The sequence below is a fragment of the Pontibacter beigongshangensis genome, assembly GCF_014332515.1.
Classification (GTDB): domain Bacteria; phylum Bacteroidota; class Bacteroidia; order Cytophagales; family Hymenobacteraceae; genus Pontibacter; species Pontibacter beigongshangensis.
Genome location: NZ_VFSD01000002.1, coordinates 222,770 through 244,257, shown reverse-complemented (window position 1 = coordinate 244,257; position 21,488 = coordinate 222,770). Strand labels below are relative to the sequence as shown.

20 protein-coding genes are annotated in these 21,488 nt (G+C 51.5%); 2 read left to right on the top strand and 18 right to left on the bottom strand.

The window, feature by feature from the left end:
* Window positions 1-4: 4 nt before the first annotated feature.
* From FJM74_RS03170 to nuoK, 3 genes are read right to left on the bottom strand one after another with little or no spacing between them, the layout of a single operon-like run.
* Window positions 5-1,471 carry a complex I subunit 4 family protein gene (locus FJM74_RS03170; RefSeq protein ID WP_187261101.1) on the bottom strand — a complete coding sequence of 489 codons (1,467 nt, stop codon included), beginning with the start codon at window positions 1,469-1,471 and terminating at the stop codon, window positions 5-7.
* A gap of 12 nt (window positions 1,472-1,483) precedes the next feature.
* A complete protein-coding gene (gene nuoL / locus FJM74_RS03165; RefSeq protein WP_241738926.1) occupies window positions 1,484-3,442 on the bottom strand; it encodes an NADH-quinone oxidoreductase subunit L in 1,959 nt (652 codons plus the stop codon).
* Between the two features lie 46 nt (window positions 3,443-3,488).
* A complete protein-coding gene (gene nuoK / locus FJM74_RS03160) occupies window positions 3,489-3,818 on the bottom strand; it encodes an NADH-quinone oxidoreductase subunit NuoK (RefSeq protein ID WP_187261100.1) in 330 nt (109 codons plus the stop codon).
* Between the two features lie 795 nt (window positions 3,819-4,613).
* On the opposite strand from nuoK, the gene FJM74_RS03155 reads away from it, so the two are divergent.
* Window positions 4,614-5,681 carry a DUF6929 family protein gene (locus FJM74_RS03155; protein WP_241738925.1) on the top strand — a complete coding sequence of 356 codons (1,068 nt, stop codon included), beginning with the start codon at window positions 4,614-4,616 and terminating at the stop codon, window positions 5,679-5,681.
* A 109-nt stretch (window positions 5,682-5,790) separates the two neighbouring features.
* Here the strand turns inward: FJM74_RS03155 and FJM74_RS03150 are convergent, their stop codons facing one another.
* The 14 genes from FJM74_RS03150 to FJM74_RS03085 form a co-directional block, all read right to left on the bottom strand.
* On the bottom strand, window positions 5,791-6,300 hold the full coding sequence (locus FJM74_RS03150) for an NADH-quinone oxidoreductase subunit J family protein (protein WP_187261099.1): 510 nt from the start codon (window positions 6,298-6,300) through the stop codon (window positions 5,791-5,793).
* A 6-nt stretch (window positions 6,301-6,306) separates the two neighbouring features.
* Window positions 6,307-6,816, bottom strand: a complete 510-nt coding sequence (locus FJM74_RS03145; RefSeq protein WP_241738924.1) for a NuoI/complex I 23 kDa subunit family protein — start codon at window positions 6,814-6,816, stop codon at window positions 6,307-6,309.
* Window positions 6,817-6,894: 78 nt separating this feature from the next.
* Entirely contained in the window at window positions 6,895-7,956 is a 1,062-nt protein-coding gene (nuoH, locus tag FJM74_RS03140) for an NADH-quinone oxidoreductase subunit NuoH (RefSeq protein ID WP_187261098.1), read from the bottom strand.
* Window positions 7,944-8,942, bottom strand: a complete 999-nt coding sequence (locus FJM74_RS03135) for a 2Fe-2S iron-sulfur cluster-binding protein (RefSeq protein WP_187261097.1) — start codon at window positions 8,940-8,942, stop codon at window positions 7,944-7,946. The genes nuoH and FJM74_RS03135 overlap by 13 nt, the downstream gene beginning before the upstream one ends.
* A 197-nt stretch (window positions 8,943-9,139) precedes the next feature.
* The gene (gene nuoF, locus FJM74_RS03130; RefSeq protein WP_187261096.1) at window positions 9,140-10,486 is read right to left on the bottom strand and encodes an NADH-quinone oxidoreductase subunit NuoF; all 1,347 of its coding nucleotides are present in this window, start codon (window positions 10,484-10,486) and stop codon (window positions 9,140-9,142) included.
* Window positions 10,487-10,529: 43 nt separating this feature from the next.
* Window positions 10,530-11,087, bottom strand: a complete 558-nt coding sequence (locus tag FJM74_RS03125; protein ID WP_187261095.1) for an NADH-quinone oxidoreductase subunit NuoE family protein — start codon at window positions 11,085-11,087, stop codon at window positions 10,530-10,532.
* 63 nt (window positions 11,088-11,150) lie between these two features.
* Window positions 11,151-12,404 carry an NADH dehydrogenase (quinone) subunit D gene (gene nuoD / locus FJM74_RS03120; protein ID WP_187261094.1) on the bottom strand — a complete coding sequence of 418 codons (1,254 nt, stop codon included), beginning with the start codon at window positions 12,402-12,404 and terminating at the stop codon, window positions 11,151-11,153.
* A gap of 60 nt (window positions 12,405-12,464) precedes the next feature.
* Complete coding sequence (locus FJM74_RS03115) at window positions 12,465-12,971, bottom strand: NADH-quinone oxidoreductase subunit C (protein WP_187261093.1); 507 nt, start codon at window positions 12,969-12,971, stop codon at window positions 12,465-12,467.
* A gap of 2 nt (window positions 12,972-12,973) precedes the next feature.
* On the bottom strand, window positions 12,974-13,528 hold the full coding sequence (locus FJM74_RS03110; RefSeq protein ID WP_187261092.1) for an NADH-quinone oxidoreductase subunit B: 555 nt from the start codon (window positions 13,526-13,528) through the stop codon (window positions 12,974-12,976).
* An 88-nt stretch (window positions 13,529-13,616) separates the two neighbouring features.
* On the bottom strand, window positions 13,617-13,991 hold the full coding sequence (locus FJM74_RS03105; RefSeq protein ID WP_187261091.1) for an NADH-quinone oxidoreductase subunit A: 375 nt from the start codon (window positions 13,989-13,991) through the stop codon (window positions 13,617-13,619).
* Window positions 13,992-14,281: 290 nt separating this feature from the next.
* Complete coding sequence (locus FJM74_RS03100; protein ID WP_187261090.1) at window positions 14,282-15,697, bottom strand: T9SS type A sorting domain-containing protein; 1,416 nt, start codon at window positions 15,695-15,697, stop codon at window positions 14,282-14,284.
* A gap of 282 nt (window positions 15,698-15,979) precedes the next feature.
* Window positions 15,980-17,614 (bottom strand): L-glutamate gamma-semialdehyde dehydrogenase, encoded by a 1,635-nt coding sequence (gene pruA, locus FJM74_RS03095; RefSeq protein ID WP_187261089.1) that lies wholly within the window; start codon window positions 17,612-17,614, stop codon window positions 15,980-15,982.
* Window positions 17,615-17,784: 170 nt separating this feature from the next.
* Window positions 17,785-18,480 carry a YjjG family noncanonical pyrimidine nucleotidase gene (locus FJM74_RS03090; protein ID WP_187261088.1) on the bottom strand — a complete coding sequence of 232 codons (696 nt, stop codon included), beginning with the start codon at window positions 18,478-18,480 and terminating at the stop codon, window positions 17,785-17,787.
* Between the two features lie 155 nt (window positions 18,481-18,635).
* Entirely contained in the window at window positions 18,636-19,022 is a 387-nt protein-coding gene (locus FJM74_RS03085; RefSeq protein ID WP_187261087.1) for an ArsR/SmtB family transcription factor, read from the bottom strand.
* A gap of 125 nt (window positions 19,023-19,147) precedes the next feature.
* Between FJM74_RS03085 and FJM74_RS03080 the strand changes: the two genes are divergently transcribed.
* The gene (locus FJM74_RS03080) at window positions 19,148-19,822 is read left to right on the top strand and encodes a carboxypeptidase-like regulatory domain-containing protein (RefSeq protein WP_241738923.1); all 675 of its coding nucleotides are present in this window, start codon (window positions 19,148-19,150) and stop codon (window positions 19,820-19,822) included.
* A 24-nt stretch (window positions 19,823-19,846) separates the two neighbouring features.
* Here the strand turns inward: FJM74_RS03080 and FJM74_RS03075 are convergent, their stop codons facing one another.
* The gene (locus FJM74_RS03075; protein WP_187261207.1) at window positions 19,847-20,824 is read right to left on the bottom strand and encodes an IS30 family transposase; all 978 of its coding nucleotides are present in this window, start codon (window positions 20,822-20,824) and stop codon (window positions 19,847-19,849) included.
* Window positions 20,825-21,488: the final 664 nt, after the last annotated feature.

The window sequence follows — 21,488 nt, the reverse complement described above, 5'->3', positions numbered from 1 at the left end:
TTTATTATCTCCTCTGAATAATGTTCAGCAGGTTGAATACGGCAGGCTCCGAAATATCCAGAAATGTGCCCGGGAACAAACCAATCCAGAACACCATCACAACCAGCGGAAACAACACTGCTTTTTCATTAAAGGTCAGGTCTGCGAAAGCTTCTGTCTCTGGCGACCTGGTGCCGAACATAACCCCCTGGAACATGCGCAGCATATATACTGAGCCCAGAATAATGGTTACACCGGCTATGGCCCCAAAGGAATAACTATACTGGAACACGCCCGAAAGAAGCAGGAACTCACCTATAAAGCCGTTGGTGAGCGGCAGTGCTATGGAGCCGAGCAGCAGAATCATGAAGCAGATCGAGAGTGCCGGTGTGGTTTGCGTGATGCCGCCCAGGCTCATGATCTCTCTGGTTTTGGTGCGGCTGAAAATGATGTCGATAATGAAGAAAAGGCCGACTACGTTTATGCCGTGGCTCAGCATCTGGATAACCCCCCCCTGCAGCCCCTGCTCCGTAAGCGAGAAAATGCCCGCCGAGATAAGGCCAACGTGTGCGATAGAGGAGTAGGCGATCAGGCGTTTCAGGTCGTGCTGGCGGATGGCGATGATAGAAGCGTAAATAATACCGATAATCGACAGCACCAGCACCACGTCTAGCCACTGGCTGGCACCGTTCGGCACTACGGGCAGCAGCCAGCGCAGCACCCCATAGATACCCATTTTCAGCATGATGCCGGAAAGGAGCATGGTGGCTTGTGTAGGCGCTTCGGTATAGGTATCGGGTTGCCAGGTATGCAACGGAAACACCGGCATTTTAATGGCGAAGGCCAGAAACAGAAACCAGAAGATCCAGCTTTGCGTGCTGGAGTCGAGTGCCAGCTGATAGAACGCGTTTATATCGGAAGAGTGTGCTGCTATGCCTGTGCCTGCTGTCTGGAAATACAGGTAAATAAAAGCAGCCAGCATAAAGAACGAGCCGAAGATGGTGTAGACAAAGAACTTGAATGTAACCGCCACCCGCCTGGCACCGCCCCAGATGGCAGCGATAAAGTAAACCGGAATAAGGGCTACTTCCCAGAAGAAGTAAAACAGGAAGGCATCCTGGGCCACAAACACCCCGATCAGGCCCGTCTGCATAAACAGGATGAGGGCATAGAAGGCGTTTGGCTTTTTGTAATCGTGCTTAAAGGAAGAAAGTATGATCAGGGGTACCAGGAAGGTAGTGAGCAGCACCAGGAGCAGGCTAATGCCATCCATGCCGATGCTGAAACTGATGCCGGCACGCGCTATCCACGGCACAGATAGCTCAAACTGAGGATCTGTTTTGGCGATGGTAAAGGTGGCGGCTGCGAACAGGGCAATGGCAAATTCAACAAGTGCCGCTATAAAGGCCACCCGTTTGGCTCCCTGCCCCTGTACCAGCAGTACCAGCAGGGCAGCCAATGCAGGCCAGAAAAGTAATAAAGCTGTCATCATCTTCTATGAACCTTATCCGATAAAGAAGTTTAAAAATAGAATCAGCACCACGCTGAAGACCATCACCATCACATAAAACCCGATGGCCCCGCTCTGGGCATGGCGCAGGGTGCGGCCGCTGAAGGTAACAAACCTGCCAACACCATTCACAATGCCATCTACCAGCACTACATCCACAAAGCGATAGAACGTGGTAGAGAGCCACATAACCGGACGCACAATTATAGTATTGTACAGTTCGTCGATGTAATATTTGTTGTAAACCAGGTTATGCACAGGCGAGAGGCGGGTGTCTTCCGAAACCGGCACTGTCTCTTTCTTCACATACATAACATACGCTATGATAATGGCTACAATGGCTACTGCCACTGAAATGCCCATCAGCATATACTCTGTCTCGTGCGAGAGGTGCATCGGCTCGAAAGGCGTGGCGTTAATGCCTTTGGCGTAATTGTAAAGCGGCGAAAGGTAGCTGCCAATAATGTGGTTTGAACCGAAGACTGAAGGAATGCCCAGGAAACCACCGAAGGCAGAAAGCACTGCCAGCACGATAAGCGGAATGGTCATAACGGCCGGAGACTCGTGCAGGTGGCTGCGTTGCGCCTCGGTGCCTCTGAACTTGCCGAAGAAGGTCAGGAACAGGAGGCGGAACATGTAGAAGGCCGTCATGAAAGAGGCCAGCACGCCGAAGGCCCACATGATTTTGCTGTGCTGGAACGTGTGCGCCAGCAATTCATCCTTAGAAAAGAAACCGGCAAAGGGCGGAATACCCGAAATAGCCAGCGTCCCGATCAGGAAGGTAAGGAAGGTGATGGGCAACGCTTTTTTCAGGCCACCCATGTTGCGGATATCCTGCTCGTTGCTCATGGCGTGTATCACAGAACCGGCTCCCAGGAAAAGAAGTGCCTTAAAGAAGGCGTGGGTAAGCACATGGAACAGCGAAGAGGAAAAAGCCATCACACCCAGCGCCAGGAACATAAAGCCCAGCTGGCTTACGGTAGAATAGGCCAGCACCTTTTTAATGTCGTTTTGGGCCAGACCAATGGTGGCAGCCACCAAGGCCGTAACCAGTCCCACAATGGCAATCACATCGAGTGTGGTAGGAGCCAGGATGAAGAGCACGTTGGAGCGAACCACCATGTAGATGCCCGCCGTTACCATGGTGGCCGCGTGTATCAGCGCCGACACCGGCGTAGGGCCTGCCATCGCATCCGGTAACCAGGTAAATAGAGGGATCTGGGCACTTTTACCCATGGCTCCGATAAACAGCAACATGGTAATGGCAATCAGCACCGGGGTGTCAACTCCGGCTACTTTGGTAGCCTCAGCAAATACCTGCGGGTAGCTCACGCTGCCGAAGGTGATAAAGATCAGGAAGATGCCCAGTAGGAAGCCCAAGTCACCGATGCGGTTCATGATAAAGGCTTTCTTGGCGGCATTGTTATAGTTGGTGTTTTTGTTCCAGAACCCGATGAGCAGGTAAGAGCAGAGTCCTACGCCTTCCCAGCCCACAAACATCATCACGTAGTTAGAGCCCATCACGAGCAGCAGCATCGAGAACATGAACAGGTTCAGGAAAGAGAAGAACTTGCCAAAGCCTTCGTCGTGGCTCATGTAGCCGGCAGAGTACAGGTGAATCAGGAAGCCGATGCCTGTTACCATCAGCAGCATCAGGAGCGTGAGCTGGTCTATGAGGAACGAAAACCCGACTTGCAGGCTGCCCACCGAGATCCAGTCGTAAAAATCGACGGTGTAGGGGCGGCTGCCGGAAGAAGTAAAGTCCAGGAAAAGGTAAACAGAGATCAGAAAAGAGGCCAGTACGGTGCCACATCCTATAAGCCCTACAAGCCCTTTAGGTAATTTCCGGTTGCCCAGCCCGTTTAAGGCAAAGCCAATAAAAGGCAGCAGCGGAATAAGCAAACACAGCAGTGCCATTTCCGGTCTGTTAGCGGGCATTACTATTTCTTGCATGAAGCTAAAGTATTTAAGTTATGCTGGTCAGATGAATAATAGGAGTTTACCACTTCAGATGATTAAGCAGTTGCACATCGGTAGAGCGGTTGTTGCGGTAGATCATCACGATAATGGCAAGGCCCACACAAACTTCGGCGGCCGCCACGGCCATAATGAAAAATACAAACACCTGCCCGTGCGGGTCTGAGCGATAGGCTGCAAAGGCAGCCAGGAGCAGGTTCACCGCATTTAGCATCAGCTCCACACACATAAAAATAACGATGGCGTTGCGCCTGGTAAGAACACCGATTACGCCAATGGAAAAGAGCGCAGCGCTAAAGTAAAGATAATACTCTAATGGGATGGTTCTGATAACCTCAGGTATATAGTTCATCTTCCGTGGGCCTGAACGTGGTAGTGTTTATGGTACAAAGCTTTATTCAGATAGCAAAGTTACCCCAATTTTTAAAAATCCATAACATATTTCTGCTCTAATGAACGTGTACTGCTTTAGTTTACGCTCCAGCATCTGATTTCTTCAGCGTTTTGGGCAAAGGTGCAGCCTTTCCCGGAATTTTCTGCTGCTGCACCTGCACCAGCAGAAAATTTCGGAGTGCCTTTACCGACAAAATACAATTGCCTCAGCAACGGCAGGGCCTCCGGAGGGGCTTTTTGATTAGCATTATTTTTTTGCTGATTGGCTGCTGTGAAAGATGGCAGGCTTTACATAAAGATATGATTTCCTCTTTGGCCCGGGGAGCAATTATTCAAATGAAAAAGGCCTTCCGGAGGCTTTTTCCGATGTTAGTGTAAAAGACGCTGGATGTTAGAATTTATTGTCTGAAGCGGGACTGTCAGGATTTTAGGATGAACAGGATGAGTTTGTCAGAATCTTTTGGACTGGGCTCGTTGTCGTGCCTCCTGTCAGGCCCTGCTAGAAGCATAAAGCCTGGCGAGTGCTTTGGGTTCTTCCGTAGAGTTATGCAGATTGTGTTAAATACCGCATGGCGCCGCCTGTTGCTGAGAGTCAATTATTCTAATGGATCTGGGCCTCCGGAGGCTTTGCTGCTGCCGCTGCTGCCTGGCGTTTAGCTTTTTCGCCCATCACTTTATAAGCCGGAAGCCGTTTGGCGTAAACCTGCGTATAAGCATTTTCGAGTGCTTTGTTAACCCATAGTTTTGTTCCATAATGCAGAAAGATACTTTAACAGGCCTGGGCTTCTGGTTGCTTCTCCTGTTCAGTGTTTCGTGCCGCAACGTGCCCGTCAATACGCAGGTACTTACCTCTGATGCTCCTTTTTCTATTGAAGCCAAATCCAGAATGAAAGCAGTAATCCAGAAACGAACATTTTTTAACAACATGCCTTCCGGCTCGGGCCTGGAACAACATAATGGATTCTTTTACGTGATAGGAGACGATTCGCCTTTTCTGTATACCCTCGACAAGGATTATAACCTGCTGGACCGCCATGCGCTTACCGATACCGCCGGCTTTGAAACGGGCAGAGTGGCAAAAGCTGTGAAGGCCGACCTGGAGGGGCTCACCAAAATTGAGGTAGATGGGCAGCCTTGCCTGCTCATGCTGGGCTCCGGGGCTACGCCGGCGCGCAACCAAGCCTTTGTCGTGCAGATGCCTGCTGCCGGAGCCGCGCCTGTTGTCACCAGCTATTATTCGCTGGAGGCCCTCTACCTGGATTTGCGGCAGAACGAAGAAGTTATAGGCGATGGCCTGCTTAATATTGAGGGTGTTGCGGCAGGAGCCGGTAAACTGTACCTGCTGCAGCGCGCTATTGGCTCTAACCGCAATGTGCTCATTACGTTTGAGTTGCAGGAGTTTATAGAGTACCTCAGAGCAGGGGCTGGCGCCAGTATGCCTGCCTATTCGCTCTCTTTTTTCCGGCTGCCTATTATGGGGGTACAGGAGGCCGGGTTTTCAGGGGCATATTTCTACGACGACAAGCTGTTTTTTACGGCCTCTATCGAGAGCACCACAGATGCCGTGGCAGATGGCACGATACTCGGGAGCTATATCGGGTTTATTCCCCTGCAACAACTTGCTGCCGACACAGTGGCTACTACTGTGGCACCTGCCGGCGTAATTACGCGCCAGGATGGAGCCGTTTATTCCGGGAAAGTAGAGTCGCTGGTGATACTGGAGAGCAGCAGCAGGAACAGGCGCTTCCGGATTCTGGCCGTAACAGACGATGATCGCGGAAACTCGGAGTTGCTGGAAATCAGCCTTCGCCTGCAACCATAAGAAAAGCCAGCGCTGGTTGGGCGCTGGCTTTTCTTATGGTTGAATTGCTGAATGGTTTTTATTTTTTGCAATTTCAGAATTTGCGCGACCACTCAAACTAAATTCTTTTTTAGAAGTGCTTTTCTCCTTCTTCTTTTTTACCCAGCATCACGGCGCCTACCATGGCCACCAGGAACAAGACGGATGCCAGCTCGAAGGGTAGCAGGTAATCTCCGAACAATACTTTGCCCAGGTTCTCTACCATTCCTATCTGTGAGTCAAAGGTTTCCGGGTCGTATGTCTGCACCGAAGCATCCCGCAGGGCTGCTACCAGTACTATAAACAGCAGACCCCCGGCAGTTACGCCGGCAAATTTGCTTATGGTGGCGGTTCTGACGCGCTCCTGGCTCTGGTTCAGGAACATGATCACAAACAGGAACAGCACCATAATTGCCCCGGCGTATACAATAATATTTACTGCTGCCAGAAACTGCGCATTAAGCAGAATGTAATGGCCTGATATAGTAAAGAAAGTCAAGATCAGGAACAGTACGCTGTGTACCGGGTTTTTGGAAATTACCACCATCAGAGCACAAAGCAGCGTAAGCGATGCTAGGAAAAAAAACAGGCTATCTGTCATCAGAATTTATTTTGTTTCAGTGGTTTTAAGAGGTTCTACCAGCCTGTCTTTGCCGTAAATGAATTCATCGCGTTCGTAACGGGCCGGTGCAATTTTATCGTCCTGCAGAAAGATGGCAGCCTTGGGGCAGGCCTCTTCGCACATGCCGCAGAAGATGCAGCGCAGCATGTTTACCTCATATGTTACAGCATATTTCTCTTCGCGGTACAGGTGCTCTTCTCCAACCTTGCGTTCTCCGGCTACCATGGTAATGGCCTCTGCCGGGCATGCTACGGCACACAGGCCACAGGCGGTGCAGCGCTCCCGTCCCTCCTCATCACGCTTCAGCACATGCAGCCCGCGCCACACGTCGCTGCGCTGCCTTGTCTCCTCCGGGTACTGGATGGTGCTCTTCTTCTTGAAGAAGTGTTTGAGCGTAATGCCAAGACCCTGTGCAATAGCAGGCAGATACGCTTTTTCAGCGAATGTCATCTCCTTTTTTGCCAGTTTCTTACTTCTATTGGTTAGTGGTTCCATTTCTTTTCAGGTTGATTGTTAGTTTGGCACTTGTCTTAAGAACAGGGTACCATCCTGTAACATTCAATAAATCGTAAATCAATTAAAAAAGTGGTCCTTCAGCAGAATTCCACCGCCTGTCAGTATAATGTTCAGGATCGCCAGCGGGATCAGGATCTGCCAGCCCAGCTTCATCAGCTGGTCGAAGCGAAAGCGCGGAAGCGTCCAGCGAACCCACATGAAGAAGAAGATAAAGAAGAATATCTTCGCAAACATTACCACTACGCCCAGAATCGTGATCACATTGTTGGCGATGACCGGGTCGTCGGAGATCAGGGCACCCAGCTCATGCATGAACGGGAAGTTATAAGCACCGAAATAAAGTGTAGCCATTACTGCCGAAGCTACAAATATGTTGATATACTCGGCAAACAGGAACAGACCCAGTTTCATGGAGCTGTATTCGGTGTGGTAACCCCCTACCAGCTCGGCCTCACACTCTGGTAAGTCGAAGGGAGTACGGTTAGTTTCAGCAAAGGCGCATACCAGGAAGATAATAAAACCCAGGGGCTGGTACCAAATATTCCAATTAAACCCGGCCTGCTGTGCGGCTATCTCTCTCAGCGAGAGTGAGCCCGTCATCATCAGGATGGCAATAATGGAAAGGCCCATGGCCAGCTCGTAGCTAATGTTCTGAGAAGCAGCCCGGATGGCACCCAGCAACGAGAACTTGTTATTAGAGGCCCATCCACCGATCATCACGCCGTAAACACCTAACGACACTACTCCGAATACATATAACAGGCCAATGTTTACCTCAATGGCCTGCAGGTACACTTCGCGGCCACCGATTATGAGCATATCGCCGAACGGAATTACCGCACTCGACATACAAGCTATGAGCATGGCTACACCCGGACCTAAAATAAACAGCGCTTTGTTAGATTTTGCCGGAATAAACTCTTCCTTGAAGAACATTTTGCCTGCATCGGCCAACGGCTGCAGCAATCCGAAAGGCCCGGCCCGGTTTGGCCCGATACGATCCTGGATAAAGGCGGCTACCTTGCGCTCGGCATAAGTAGAATAAGTGGCAATCAGGAGGGTAATACCAAAGATCACCAGTATATAAATGGTCTTATAAATTAAATCTACGGATTCCATTGTTCAGGGGCGTTAGGTAAATCTTTTTTGGCTGATTTCGGAAGGTTCGGTATAATCGGTACGTTTACTACCGGCAGCTCGTAATGGTTAGCCGAGATAACAGATGCTCTTTCAATTTTACGTGGGCCTTCTATCGTCCAGTCGCTCATCTCCTTTTTGTCGAAGCGGCAGGTGTTACAGATAAACTCTTCTACTTCGCTGTACTCGTCTTTGCGGGCAGTTACGCGCAGTACCTGGTCGCCACGGTTCCAGAGGGTTACTTTGCCGCTGCAGGTAGGGCAGTCGCGGTGCGCGTCCAGGGGCTTTGTGAACCAGACACGGTTTTTAAAGCGCCAAGTCTTATCTGTCAGTGCTCCCACCGGGCACACATCAATCACGTTGCCGGAGAAATCATTGTCGATCACGTTCTCGATGTAGGTCCCGATCTCAGCGGCATCTCCGCGGCCCAGTACGCCATGCACCCGCTTGTCTGTGATCTGGTCAGCCGTATATACGCAGCGATAGCAAAGGATGCAGCGGGTCATGTGCAGCTGAATATAGGGGCCGAGGTCCACTTTATTGAAGGTGCGTCTTTCCTCCTCAAATCGTTGCGCACTCACCCCATGCTCATAAGAGAGGTCCTGCAGATTGCACTCACCAGCCTGGTCGCAGATAGGGCAATCGAGCGGGTGGTTTATGAGCAGCATCTCTACAATGCTTTTGCGGGCATTAAGCACATCTTCGTTTGTAGTGTTTTCTACTACCATGCCATCCTGCACAGGCGTGATGCATGAGGCAACCAGCTTGGGCATAGGCCGTGGATCTTTAGCAGAGCCTTGCGACACTTTTACCAGGCAAACACGGCACTTGCCGCCACTGCCTTTCAGCGGTGTATAAAAACACATAGCCGGTGGCACCACCTTACCCCCAATTTTTCGGGCCGCCTGCAGAATGGTAGTGCCATCTTCTACTTCTACTTCAATGCCATCGAATGTTATCTTAGCCATTAGTGATTGTTTATCCTTTCGTGGTTACAGGCATTTCTGGTGCCGCTAACCTTTATATTTTTAGTTTTCATGTTTCAGGGGCTGCTGTTATCCAAGCACCCCCTAACCCCTTGTCTATGGAGGGGACCTTTAGGTTCCAGTTCCTCTTTCAGGATTTCAGAAAGTTTTGCTTCTTATGTCTGAAATCCTGCGTCCTTTTAAGCTGTTACAGAATTCAGCTGTCCTCTGTACACGGCACCCGGGGTTGTTGCTTCCTGCGGGTGTTTTATATGCCACTCAAACTCATCGCGGAAGTGGCGTATGGCTGCTGCTACCGGCCATGCGGCGGCATCGCCGAGTGGGCAGATGGTGTTGCCTTCTATCTGCTTGGCTACGCTTACCAGCAGGTCGATGTCTCGCTGATGGCCGTGGCCGTACTCGATGCGGTGCAGCACTTTTTCCATCCAGCCGGTACCTTCGCGGCAGGGGCTGCACTGCCCGCAGGACTCGTGGTGGTAAAAGCGGGCATAGTTCCATGTATTGCGCACAATGCACTGGTCTTCGTCGAACACAATAAAAGCTCCGGATCCCATCATCGAACCGGAAACGAAACCACCGTCTGCCAGCGACTCGTACGTCATGAGGCGATCTTCTCCGGCTACAGTTTTCAGGATGAGGTTGGCAGGGAGAATTGGCACGGAGCTTCCTCCCGGCACCACTGCTTTCAGACTTTTGCCTTTCCAGATGCCGCCACAGTACTGGTCGGAGTAGATGAATTCCTCTACCGGTACGCCCAGCTCTATTTCATATACGCCGGGGTTGTTGATGTTTCCGCTTGCCGAGATCAGTTTGGTGCCGGTGCTGCGGCCAATGCCTACTTTAGCATATTCCGCACCGGTATTGTTCACGATCCAGGGCACACTTGCAATTGTCTCCACGTTGTTAACCACCGTCGGGCATGCAAAGAGGCCTTTCACGGCCGGGAACGGCGGCTTGTTGCGAGGATTGCCACGTTTGCCTTCCAGCGATTCCAGCAGCGCTGTTTCCTCCCCGCAGATATAGGCACCACCACCCGGAGCCACATGCAAGTCCAGGTCATATCCTGAACCCAGAATGTTTTTGCCCAGCAAGCCGGCTGCGTAAGCCTCTGCAATTGCCTTCTCCAGTATACGCAGGATGAACATCAGCTCCCCCCGGATATAAATATAGGAAGTATTGGCGCCTAGCGCATAGCTGGAAGTGATCATGCCTTCTATCAGGGCATGCGGGTTATGCTCCATGAACCAGCGGTCCTTAAAAGTGCCCGGTTCCGATTCATCGGCGTTGCACACCAGGTAGCGAGGCACTCCTTCTGGTTTAGCCAGGAAGCTCCACTTCAACCCAGTTGGGAAGCCGGCACCACCACGGCCACGCAGGCCGGAGGTTTTCACCTCTTCCACCACCTCTTCCGGAGTCATCGTTTTCACGGCTTTCTCTACAGATTTGTAGCCGCCATGCTTGCGATACACCTCCAGCGTTTCGATGCCTGGTACGTTTATATGTTCGGTTAATATCTTAAGTCCCATAAAGCAGGATATCTTTCTTTGTTAGTCTCGGCTTATTGATTTACTATTTGCCGCTATTTTTATTGTAAGCAGCAACATGATAAGGCGTTTCTACCTCTGATTGGCGCAGCATTTCCAGGAACGCGTCTACCTGCTCCTCGTTTTCGATGTTCTCGTAGAATTTTTCGCGCACCTGCAGCATGGGGCCGGTGCCGCAGGATGCCAGGCATTCTACCGGCTTCAGCGTAAACATGCCGTCGGCGCTTGTGCCGCCTTCTTCCACGCCAAGCTTCTGCTTCAGTGTGTCTATCAGCTGGTCGGCTCCGCGTAGGCAGCAGGGACCGGTGCGGCATACTTCCAACACATGCTTTCCTACTGGTTTCAGGTTAAACATGGTGTAGAAGGTGGCCACCTCATACACCTCAATTGGCTGGATATTCAATATCTCGGCCACCTTGTCCATAACTTCGGGGCTTACCCATCCGCCAGACTCGGCCTGCGCAATGTGCAGTATCGGTAGGATAGCTGATTTCTGACGGTCCTCAGGATAGTGGCTGATGTACCGTTGTATGTCGGCCATGGCCGCATCAGAAAACTTAACTTCGTTTTTAGTCTCTGCCATTATTACTGTTGTCACTGATCATTTACCGAACAATCAGTGGTTCATGATGAATGTTAAAATAAATTAAGAGTCCAGCTCGCCGGCTATTACGTTCAGGCTGCTCAGCGTCAGGATGGCATCTGATAACTGGCTGCCAACAATAAGCTCTGAGTAGGCCTGGTAATAAATAAAGCAGGGGCGCCGGAAGTGCAGCCTGTAAGGCGTGCGGCCACCATCGCTGATGAGGTAGAAGCCAAGTTCGCCGTTGCCACCTTCTACAGAGTGGTACACTTCTCCTTTCGGGGCCTCTACTTCGCCCATCACGATCTTAAAGTGATAGATCAGGGCTTCCATGCTGGTATAAACGGCCTGCTTTGGCGGCAGGTAATAATGCGGCGCATCTGCGTGGTAAGAACCTTCGGGCAGATTAGTTACTGCTTGCTTAATTATTTTGAGGCTTTGCCAGATCTCCTCGTTGCGCACCATAAAGCGATCGTAAATGTCGCCGTTAGTGCCCACTGGTATCTCAAAGTCGAAATCCTCATAAGAAGAGTAGGGGTTCATAACACGCACATCATAGTCGACGCCGGCGGCACGCAGGTTGGGGCCTGTAAAGCCATAGTTCAGGGCACGTTCCGCTGAAATAGGACTCACGCCTTCTGTTCTGTCTATGAAAATACGGTTGCGGGTAAGCATGTTCTCGAACTCACCCCATACTTTCGGGAACCGTACCAGGAACTCTTCTATCAGGTGGATGGCTTTTGGCGACAGATCGCGCTCCATGCCCCCGATGCGGCCCATGTTAGTTGTTAGCCTCGCCCCGCAGACCTCTTCATAGATATCATATATTTTTTCCCGCTCCTGCATCACGTACAGGAAGCCGGTAAGCGCTCCGGAGTCCACGCCGATAACGGAGTTACAGATCAGGTGGTCAGAGATGCGGGCCAGTTCCATCATGATCACCCGGATGTACTGCGCGCGCTTCGGAATGGTAATGCCGAGCAGCTTCTCCACCGTCATGTGGTAGCCCATGTTATTGATCGGCGCAGAGCAGTAGTTCATGCGGTCGGTCAAGGGCGTGATCTGGTAGAAGGGGCGGCGTTCCGCAATTTTCTCAAAGGCACGGTGTATGTAGCCGATGGTAGGCACAGCCGACTTAATGACTTCCCCGTCCATTTTCAGGATATTCTGGAAAATACCGTGCGTGGCCGGGTGCGTTGGTCCCAGGTTCAGCGTGGTCAGGGTATCGTCGTGCTCGTACTGCTGTACGAGTTCACGATAACCTCTGTAATCTTCGAGAGCGGTGGTCTGCTTTTTATCTTTAGTTTCAGTAGCCATATGTATGGATATTCTGGTTGGTTACCGGCCGCCGGCAGGGCAACTGGTAATGCCATGGGCCTAACGCCCGAAAAAAGTATCGATTTTATCTTCTCTGGTTTGATCCTCGAGCGGATATTGCTTCAGCATCGGGTGATATTCCATGTCCTCCACATTCAGGATGCGGGTAAGGTTAGGATGCCCTGTAAATATAATGCCGTAGAAGTCGAATGTCTCGCGTTCCATCCAGTTGGCAGTGGCGTACAGCCCGGTAAGCGTAGGTACCACCGGGTCGGCCGCGCTTAGGCTTACCTTAATGCGGATGCGGTAGTTATGGCGCAGGTTATGCAGCTGGTACATCACGCACAGTTCCTTGTCCTTCTGGTCGGGGTAGTGAATGCCGCACATGGTGGTAAGGAAACGTATCTGCAGCGCATCCTCATCATACAGGTACTGGATCAGCGGCACGATGGTGTCGCGGTCGGTAAAAAAGGTCATGATGCCATCCGGGTCGTAAGCGTCCCGGATGCGGTCTTCCCCAAATTTGTCTATCAGCAGACCAAGTACATTCTCGTTCGTAAGCTCCATGCTTATTTTATGTTATAAGAGGCTAGTAATGCCTGATATTCAGGTGAGTTGCGGCGGCGAAGCGATTCATTCTCGGCCAGGTCCTGCACACGCAGCACGCCATCCAGAATCTGCTCGGGGCGGGGCGGACAACCGGGCACATATACATCTACCGGAATAATCCTGTCGATGCCCTGCAGTACGGAGTAGGTGTCGAAAATGCCGCCGGAAGTGGCGCATGCCCCTACGGCAATCACCCAGCGGGGCTCTGCCATCTGCTCATATACCTGCTTCACGACAGGGCCCATTTTTTTGGCAATCGTACCCATTACCATCAGCACATCGGCCTGGCGAGGCGAGAAGCTCATACGCTCGGAGCCGAAGCGGGAAAGGTCGTAGGTAGATCCCATAGTGGCCATAAACTCGATGCCGCAGCAGGAGGTGGCGAAGGGAAGTGGCCAAAGCGAGTTCTTACGGGCAAGACCAACAATTTTCTCCAGTGATGTGGCAAAAAAGCCTGCCCCGGCATGTCCGTCCGGTGCCTCCGCAAAATTTATATCTTTATTTGTGTCGCTCATGTCTAACAATTAAAAGTTGTTCAGAAAATACGGTGTTTAACCTTGGGTTAGAACAACTGTCAGTTCGCAAAAGTTTAAATCGTAACCGCTACTTCAGGATGCCTTTTTTCAGCTCGTAGTAGAAGCCAGCCAGCAACACGCCCAGGAAAAGAAGCATCGGGAGGAAGTAGGTCATACCGAATTCTCTGAAGTTGACGGCCCAGGGGTACATGAAGATGATCTCCACATCGAAAAGCACAAACAAGATGGCTGTCATGAAATATTTATAAGAGATGGGCGAGCGGGCATCCCCCACCGATTCGATACCGCTTTCCCAGGCGGCGTTTTTTACATCGCTTTTTCGCTTGGGGCCCAACAGGTGCGTCAGGCCAAGGGCAAACAGCACGAAGCCGAGAGCAGCTGCGAACTGTATCAGAATTGGTAAATAATCCGATGGTACGTACTGATCCACAGATGTTTCCATATTGTTAAAGTGCTTTTTTGGATTTGATGTCAAAATTAGGGATAAATACCCAAGAATCAAAAGGTAAAATACAGGCCAACTGCCATTAGCAAAGGGCAAATTCTGCTTATTTCTCTGAGTTTTCAGGCATAAAAAGAGCCACGCGGTTGGGCGTGGCTCTTAAAGGGTAGCTAGGCTGCCGGTAAAGTAGCGCTGCAGGCCGGCTGTTGGTCAGCGGCAGCAGGAGCAGGAGTGGCTCCTGAGGGGCATTTTCATTTAAATAATTGCCTGGCGGCCCTGCAAGCTCCGTTTCAGAGTTTCATTATTTTTGTGGTTGATACAGCATTTCCTGCACGTAGGCGGAGCATGTAGAGCCCGGCCGGGAAATTGGATAAATCCAGTTCCTGCTGCTGCACAGCGTAGGGCAGCTGCTTCTCAAAAACAATGCGTCCGGCTATGTCTGTGATCTGCAGGGTAGCCTGACTGCCTGGCTGCTTATAGCTGAGCGTGATTTTGTCGGCGGTGGGGTTGGGGTAGATTTCTGTTGAAAGTTCGGCGGCTGCCAGTGGCGCAGAGGTGATGACCTGGAAGTTGGAGTAGACGATGCGGTAGGTGTTTTCGTAGGCTCTTGTTCCGGTGTTATAGTTTTGCTGAACTGATTCTGCCAGGTTGCCGGCGGTGTTGTACGTGTAGGTGTATTTAAAGCCGTAATCTTTTACCCAGGCACCTGCAATCCGTCTCTCGTCTTCAGACAAGACCAGGTTCCCACGTTCGTCATAGGTAACGGTTTCCCGGTAGTCGTTTACCCAGGTGCCATTTTCCCATTCCTGGTAGGTGCCCACATAGCTGCCGTTCGCACCAAACGTGGCATCATACTTTTCATCGTTTACCCACTGTCCGTCTTCCCACACCTGGCTAACGTAACTTTTTATCGGTTGGTCGAATAACTCATACCCAGGCCGGCTGTTTGAAAAGCTGTGCCAGGCAATGTCAATAACCCGTTCAGAGTTTACCATAACACCATCGCGGTTCGGCTCCATATAGGTCAGGGAGGTGGGGCCACCGGTAGCATTTGCGTAAGCCAGGGTATAGCTGCCCTCCAACAGCCATTCAGAAGCATCTACATCGTACTCTGTAATGGTCAGTAGCTGATTATTTCCGTTGTAGGAGTACACGTATCTGTAATATAGTTCCCAGGCATTGTTGCGCCAGTTCCTTTCTATGGTTTCAGTAATTTTACCGTTGGCATTATACGTATGGTCTGATTTCCAGCCTCCATTCAGTTCCCACGCGCTTCCATTCCATTGCTCGTGTAAGTTTTCTGTTTCATTGCCATACTGGTCATACGTCCATGTTTCTCTGCGAAGATTAGACCCATCAGGATGCTTTTCTACTACGCTGGTTATGCGCCCCGCCTCATCATAGGCATAGGTGTTGGTGGTTTCGTGCCGCCAGGTTGCGCCGTCTGCCGCATAGTGCTGGCTGGTAAGCGGTTGTGCGATAGTGGCTGCTGCAGCTTGTTTTGTCAGGCTGCCTGCTAAAGAGCCGGCTACTAGCTTGTTTCCTGTAGCTGGGGCCGGGCTGTGCAGCGATCGGTTGCTCTTCAGGGAAATAGGGCGATGTTGCTGTGCCGTTGCAGCATCTGTTGAGCCAATAACCAGGAAGCTTGTCAGGACGGTCGTTAAGAATGTTCTGCTGAGGACACGGAACGGGTAAAAGTTTCTCATAATGAAGTTGTTAGGTTTTGTATAGCTACAAAGAAAGGTGCAAACGGCGGGCTGCACAATACCTGGAAGTTGGTATTTTGCGTGGTTTGTCTATAATATTATCTATTTGTGGTTAACGCCTTGATAAGCCTGGCAGAGGGCTCTACCTTACCCTTCTAATCAGCAGCATTGCCTCTGGAGGGCCTTTTTCATTAGAATAATTTGGAGTTGCCGGGTATCAAAAAGCCCTGCCGCTAAAAATGAGCGACAGGGCTTTGCTTTCAGTTTAAAATCTCAAACTGCTTACTTGTCCTCCCCCAAAAACGGGTACCGGTAATCTGTTGCCGATACAAAGGTTTCTTTAATAGAGCGGGCCGATACCCAGCGGAGCAGGTTCAGCATAGAGCCGGCCTTGTCGTTGGTGCCGGAGGCGCGGGAGCCGCCGAATGGCTGCTGCCCCACCACGGCGCCGGTAGGCTTGTCGTTGATGTAGAAGTTGCCGGCCGCATGGCTCAGAGCTTTCGATGCCACTTCTATGGCGTAGCGGTCGCGGCTGAAGATGGCGCCGGTGAGCGCATAGGGCGATGTTTCGTTAACCAGCTGCAGCGTGTCCTCAAAGTTGTTCTCGTCGTACACGTAAATCGTGATCACCGGCCCGAAAATCTCCTCACACATGGTCACGTACTGCGGGATGTGCGATAGCAGCACGGTGGGTTCTATAAAGTAGCCTTTCGATTTGTCGTAGTTGCCACCTGCTATTATGTCTGCTTCCGGGCTGTTTTTGGCATTGTCGATGTAGCGGGCAATCTTGTCGAACGATTTTTCGTCGATCACCGCGTTGATGAAGTTGGAGAAATCCTCGGGAGGCCCCATTTTAAACGACTTCACATCTTCCAGCACATAGCCTTTTACTTCTTCCCAGAGGTTGGTAGGAATATAGGCCCGTGAGGCGGCAGAGCACTTCTGGCCCTGGTACTCAAAAGCTCCCCTCGAAATGGCCGTGGCCACTCCTTTGGCATCGGCAGAGGGGTGGGCCAGAATAAAGTCTTTGCCACCTGTTTCGCCTACTATGCGGGGGTAGGTTTTGTATTTGTGGATGTTGTTGCCAATGGTTTTCCAGATTTGCTGGAACACCGAAGTGCTGCCTGTAAAGTGGATGCCTGCAAAATCAGGATGGCTGAAAATGATGTCGCCGGCAGTTGGACCGTCCACATAGATCAGGTTGATAACGCCCTCGGGCAATCCGGCCTCCAGCAGCAGCTCCATTATCATATGGGCGGCATAGATTTGGGTGTGGGCTGGTTTCCAGACCACCACATTGCCCATAAGAGCGGCAGAGGCAGGCAGGTTGCCGGCAATGGCCGTAAAGTTGAATGGCGTAAGGGCAAACACAAAGCCTTCGAGCGGGCGGTGCTCCATGCGGTTCCAGACGCCCGGCGACGATTCCGGCTGCATCTGGTATATTTCGGTGGCGTACTGGGCATTAAAACGCAGAAAGTCTATCAGCTCGCAGGCAGCGTCTATCTCGGCCTGGTAGGCGTTCTTAGACTGGCCCAGCATGGTGGCCGCGTTCATACGGGCTCTCCAGGGGCCGGCCAGCAGGTCGGCCGCTTTCAGGAAAATGCTGGCGCGGTGCTCCCAGCTCATGTTGGCCCACATGTCGCGTGCCGCCAGGGCCGCATTGATCGCCTGTTCCACATGCTCCGCCTCGCCCTCATGGAAGTAGCCCAGAATGTGCTTGTGGTCGTGCGGCTGCAGGAGCGGTTGCTTCCTGTCGGTGCGGATCTGGTCGCCGCCGATGTACATGGGCACATCCACCTCCTTCGACTTCAGCTCCTTGTAGGTGCGTTGCAGCTCTTCCCTTTCCGGAGAACCTGGCGCATAATTTTTAACAGGTTCGTTTACAGGGGTTGGTACTTTAAAGAATCCGATTCCCATAGATGTGTTTTTCCTTAGATGTAAAATTGATTATAGTAGCTGGTCTGCCTCGGCTCAGTTCCCTGAACAGGTGCAGGCCGCAAAGGTACTTCTATATAGAACGAAAGAAAAAAGCAGAAGATGTAGAAATTGCTTAGGGTGTGCTGACAGTGCCGGCAGGCGCTCCATTATCAGAGAATTTGCCGGAGCTGGCTGAGGCACTGGATCTCGTGGGTAGGCTTGCTGCGGTGGCTGTAGTTTTCGGGGTTAAAGAACACCTGGTCTATGCCTGCCGCCCTGGCTCCCTCTATGTCGCACTCCAGGTTGTCGCCCACCATCAGGCAGTCCTGTGCCCTTACCTGAATGCGATCCAGGGTATGCTCAAATATGCGCTTGTCTGGCTTTTTGTAGCCACAGCACTCGGAGGTCACAATCTCCTTAAAATAGCCATGCAGCCTGGAGGAGTTCAGCTTTATGTACTGCGTATCCTTAAAGCCATTGGTAACAATGTGCAGGCCATACTTTGGCTGAAGGTACTGCAGCAGGTCGTAGGTAAAAGGAAAAACGGCCGTTTTAGTAGGGCAGAGGTCGGTGTAGGCCTTAGACAGGCCTTCGGGTACCTCGTGCGGCTCCAGCCCCAGCCCCGTAAGGGTTCTGATAAAACGCTGGTTGCGCAGTTCTTCCTGTGTTATTTTGCCCTTGTTGTACAGGTCCCAGAGGCGGTGGTTCACGAACTTGTACTTCCTGTAAAATGAGTCCTTGTCGAACTTTCCGTGTGCTGCCAGCTCAAACTGCTCGTATAAAGTAGAAAGGGTTTCTGCTGAGTTTTTCTCAAAGTCCCAGAGCGTATGGTCCAGGTCGAATAAAATATGCGTGTAGGTTTTCATGAAAGCGATACTGTCAGGTAGTTAAAACGATGGGGGTGGTTGGATGTTGCGGGCACGCCGTGAGCGTAGACGATATTTGAAAATAACAACAGCTTAACTGGAGATATGGTGCAATAATTGCAGGAACAGGCAGTTGAGGCACAGGAGCGATCTGGTCAGGAGGCGGTCCAGCGGCGGGTTTGCAGCTTGTTTACGGCCAGCTCGCGGTTAGAGTACAGGATCTGGTAAATCTCCTGGTCTTTTATCAACACGGGGTCCTGGGCCATGTAGGCATAGAGCTGCTGCAGTATTTCGGTTGTGTCTTCTTTAAGAGAGTAGTATACCCATTGGTCTATTTTGCGGGTGTTTACCAGGCCGGCGCTGCGCAGGTAGCCCAGGTGCCGGGAGGTTTTGGTCTGGGTGTAGTCGAGCACATGTTCCAGGTCGGAGGTGCACATTTCTTTGTTGCGGAGGATCAGGTGCAGTATCCGGAGGCGTGACTCATCGGCCAGCGCTTTAAATACCTGCTCCCCAAACAGGAGGCTAAAATGTTTGAGTGTCATAGTTAGTCGTATCAGACCTTGGTTGGAATTTATCCTGCAAATGGCAGGGCCAGAATTTAAACATGGTCTAAACAAATTTAGCAAAAAGCTGCTATAATAAATTATTATGAAGTAAATTGAACCTCATGAAGCTTACCCAAGTACCCGATATGGGTTTTCTGAAAAAAAATAAATGGCTGCTTGCACCCCTGCTGGCAGTCTTTTTCTTATTGCTGAGTACCCCGCAGGAAGCAAAGGCCCAGGGGGGCGGACGCGTCGTGCAGCTCTCCGGCTTTGTAGCCCTTGGCGATAGTTTGTATGGCGTGGCGGCCGTGAGTGTGTATGTGCCGGGCACCAACCGGGGTACCTTCACCAACGAGTACGGCTTCTTCTCGCTGCCGGTGCTGGCCGGCGACAGCATTGTGTTCAGCGGGCTGGGCTACAAAAAGCAGTACCTCAAAATCCCGAAGACCTATAGCAGCCAGAGTTACTCCATTATTATGCAAATGCAGGAAGAGGCCACCGAGCTGCCTACAGTAGAGGTGTTTCCGTGGCCTACCGAGCGCGATTTCAGGCAGGCAGTGCTGGCTGTGAAACTCCCCGACCAGGGCCGGTCCAATGCCGCCAAAAACCTGGACCCGGAGTTGCTGGCAGAACTGTTCCGGATTACGCCCATGGATGCCGGTGCCAACTTCAACGTCTGGAACCAGCAGAATGTGCGGGGTATCGAGCAGCAGAACATGGTGCCCACTGTCAGCCCGTTTGCAGTGCTGAAGCTGATAGATATGATCAAGAAAGGCGAGTTTAAGAATAAAAAGTAAACGGCCTGTTTTTATAACTTGGATTCAAGTGACAAATGCAACTTTTGTGTTGTTTAAAGTTTGAAACTGTTCATTTGGCGATCGAAAGTCGAATCGCTTCCTTGGGCGCGCGTTGAGGGCATGCTCCACTTGCACCACCTGCTGCTGTGTTATCTCTTCAAAGCGCATCTTCTTTGGGAAGTACTGGCGGATGAGGCCGTTGAGGTTCTCATTGGCTCCCCGCTCCCAGCTGTGGTAGGGCCTGGCAAAGTAGTAGGCCACCTCCAGCTCCTGGCTGACGATCTGGTGGCGGGCGAACTCCTTTCCGTTGTCTGAGGTGATGGTATGCAACCACGGCTTCCACTCCTCAAGCGCCTGGACAATGGCCTGCTGCACCACGGAGGCCTCCTTGCTTTCCACTTTCCTGATCTTGACCAGTCCGCTGGCCCTGTCGTTGATGGTCACCAGCGCCCCCCGGTGCCCGGCACCTATCACCAGGTCCACCTCCAGGTCCCCCACACGCTCCTTGAGCTCCACGACAGGCGGCCGCTGCTCGATGCCCACACGCCCGGCTATGATGCCCCTGCTGTCCCTGGCGCTGCCCCGCTTGCGGTAGCGCTTGCCCTGGGTGCGCAGGCGCAGGTGAAGCTCCCCACCCTGCCTCTTCTCCTGCCAGAGGTGCTGGTAGATGCGCTCGTGCGAGACACAGGCCACCCCCTCCAGCTTGGCCCGGCCCACTATCTGCTCGGGGCTGTAGTCCCTGGCCAGCTGCTCTTCCACATAGGCCCGGACCGCGTCTGTGAAGCGCAGCTGCCTGGGCTTTTGCCCCAGCCGCGCCCCATACTTGCGCTGGGCCAGCTCTGCCCGGTACTCCCCGCTGCGCTCATCGCAGTTGCGCCTGAGCTCGCGGCTGATCACCGACTTGTCCCTGCCCAGGTGGCGGGCGATCTCTGTTTGGCTGTGGCCCAGTTTATAAAGTGTCTGGATTTCGTATCTTTGCCCTACGGTTAAGTGACTCATGATTGGCGAATTTTGGTCGAGGAGGCAATTAAGAGATCTTATCCCTTTCAGACAAGAGGGAGAGCCTGGTGTTCTCTCTCTTGCTGAAAAAAAACATCTCCTCTACATACCGCCTCTACAAAAGTTGCATTTGTCACTTGAATCCAAGTAAAAAAAGCTCACAGCGTCTGCCGGACCTGTGGGTTTTTTTGTTTGTCAGGATCTTTATATAGGGCCCTGTCTCAAGGATTTTCAGGCTTTTAGGATAAGCAGAATATTTTCGCAGCTTCCTTCGGATAACTCTCACCCACAACATCCTTCTCTGCATGACAACAATAGGAGCGTGTTTTCATTTTCACATCCTCAAACTTCCAAACTTTTAAATTAACGAATAAACAACTCAGCAATTGCCTGATTCGCACATCAGCACATTAGTCAAAATTATTCTAATCAAAAAGGCCCTCCCGAGGCTTCTGCTGCTGCTCCTGCTACTCCTTTCATCTCGACCTAAAGAGCGATCTGGTTTTACTAAAAAGATAGATGCTGAAATTTTCCTTTACAGCTTTGTTAATGAACTCAGATCTCTCCTTGCGTCGAGATGACAGAGAATTGTAATGAGGACACGAGAAATGAAGAAGCGGGGGTAACAAAAAAATCCCCCGCGCCGGGAGCACGAGGGATTTTCTAT

Coding starts and splice junctions, on each gene's coding strand:
- FJM74_RS03170 (WP_187261101.1), bottom strand. CDS start 1,471: ATGATGACAGCTTTATTACTTTTCTGGCCTGCATTGGCTGCCCTGCTG.
- nuoL (WP_241738926.1), bottom strand. CDS start 3,442: ATGCAAGAAATAGTAATGCCCGCTAACAGACCGGAAATGGCACTGCTG.
- nuoK (WP_187261100.1), bottom strand. CDS start 3,818: ATGAACTATATACCTGAGGTTATCAGAACCATCCCATTAGAGTATTAT.
- FJM74_RS03155 (WP_241738925.1), top strand. CDS start 4,614: ATGCAGAAAGATACTTTAACAGGCCTGGGCTTCTGGTTGCTTCTCCTG.
- FJM74_RS03150 (WP_187261099.1), bottom strand. CDS start 6,300: ATGACAGATAGCCTGTTTTTTTTCCTAGCATCGCTTACGCTGCTTTGT.
- FJM74_RS03145 (WP_241738924.1), bottom strand. CDS start 6,816: ATGGAACCACTAACCAATAGAAGTAAGAAACTGGCAAAAAAGGAGATG.
- nuoH (WP_187261098.1), bottom strand. CDS start 7,956: ATGGAATCCGTAGATTTAATTTATAAGACCATTTATATACTGGTGATC.
- FJM74_RS03135 (WP_187261097.1), bottom strand. CDS start 8,942: ATGGCTAAGATAACATTCGATGGCATTGAAGTAGAAGTAGAAGATGGC.
- nuoF (WP_187261096.1), bottom strand. CDS start 10,486: ATGGGACTTAAGATATTAACCGAACATATAAACGTACCAGGCATCGAA.
- FJM74_RS03125 (WP_187261095.1), bottom strand. CDS start 11,087: ATGGCAGAGACTAAAAACGAAGTTAAGTTTTCTGATGCGGCCATGGCC.
- nuoD (WP_187261094.1), bottom strand. CDS start 12,404: ATGGCTACTGAAACTAAAGATAAAAAGCAGACCACCGCTCTCGAAGAT.
- FJM74_RS03115 (WP_187261093.1), bottom strand. CDS start 12,971: ATGGAGCTTACGAACGAGAATGTACTTGGTCTGCTGATAGACAAATTT.
- FJM74_RS03110 (WP_187261092.1), bottom strand. CDS start 13,528: ATGAGCGACACAAATAAAGATATAAATTTTGCGGAGGCACCGGACGGA.
- FJM74_RS03105 (WP_187261091.1), bottom strand. CDS start 13,991: ATGGAAACATCTGTGGATCAGTACGTACCATCGGATTATTTACCAATT.
- FJM74_RS03100 (WP_187261090.1), bottom strand. CDS start 15,697: ATGAGAAACTTTTACCCGTTCCGTGTCCTCAGCAGAACATTCTTAACG.
- pruA (WP_187261089.1), bottom strand. CDS start 17,614: ATGGGAATCGGATTCTTTAAAGTACCAACCCCTGTAAACGAACCTGTT.
- FJM74_RS03090 (WP_187261088.1), bottom strand. CDS start 18,480: ATGAAAACCTACACGCATATTTTATTCGACCTGGACCATACGCTCTGG.
- FJM74_RS03085 (WP_187261087.1), bottom strand. CDS start 19,022: ATGACACTCAAACATTTTAGCCTCCTGTTTGGGGAGCAGGTATTTAAA.
- FJM74_RS03080 (WP_241738923.1), top strand. CDS start 19,148: ATGAAGCTTACCCAAGTACCCGATATGGGTTTTCTGAAAAAAAATAAA.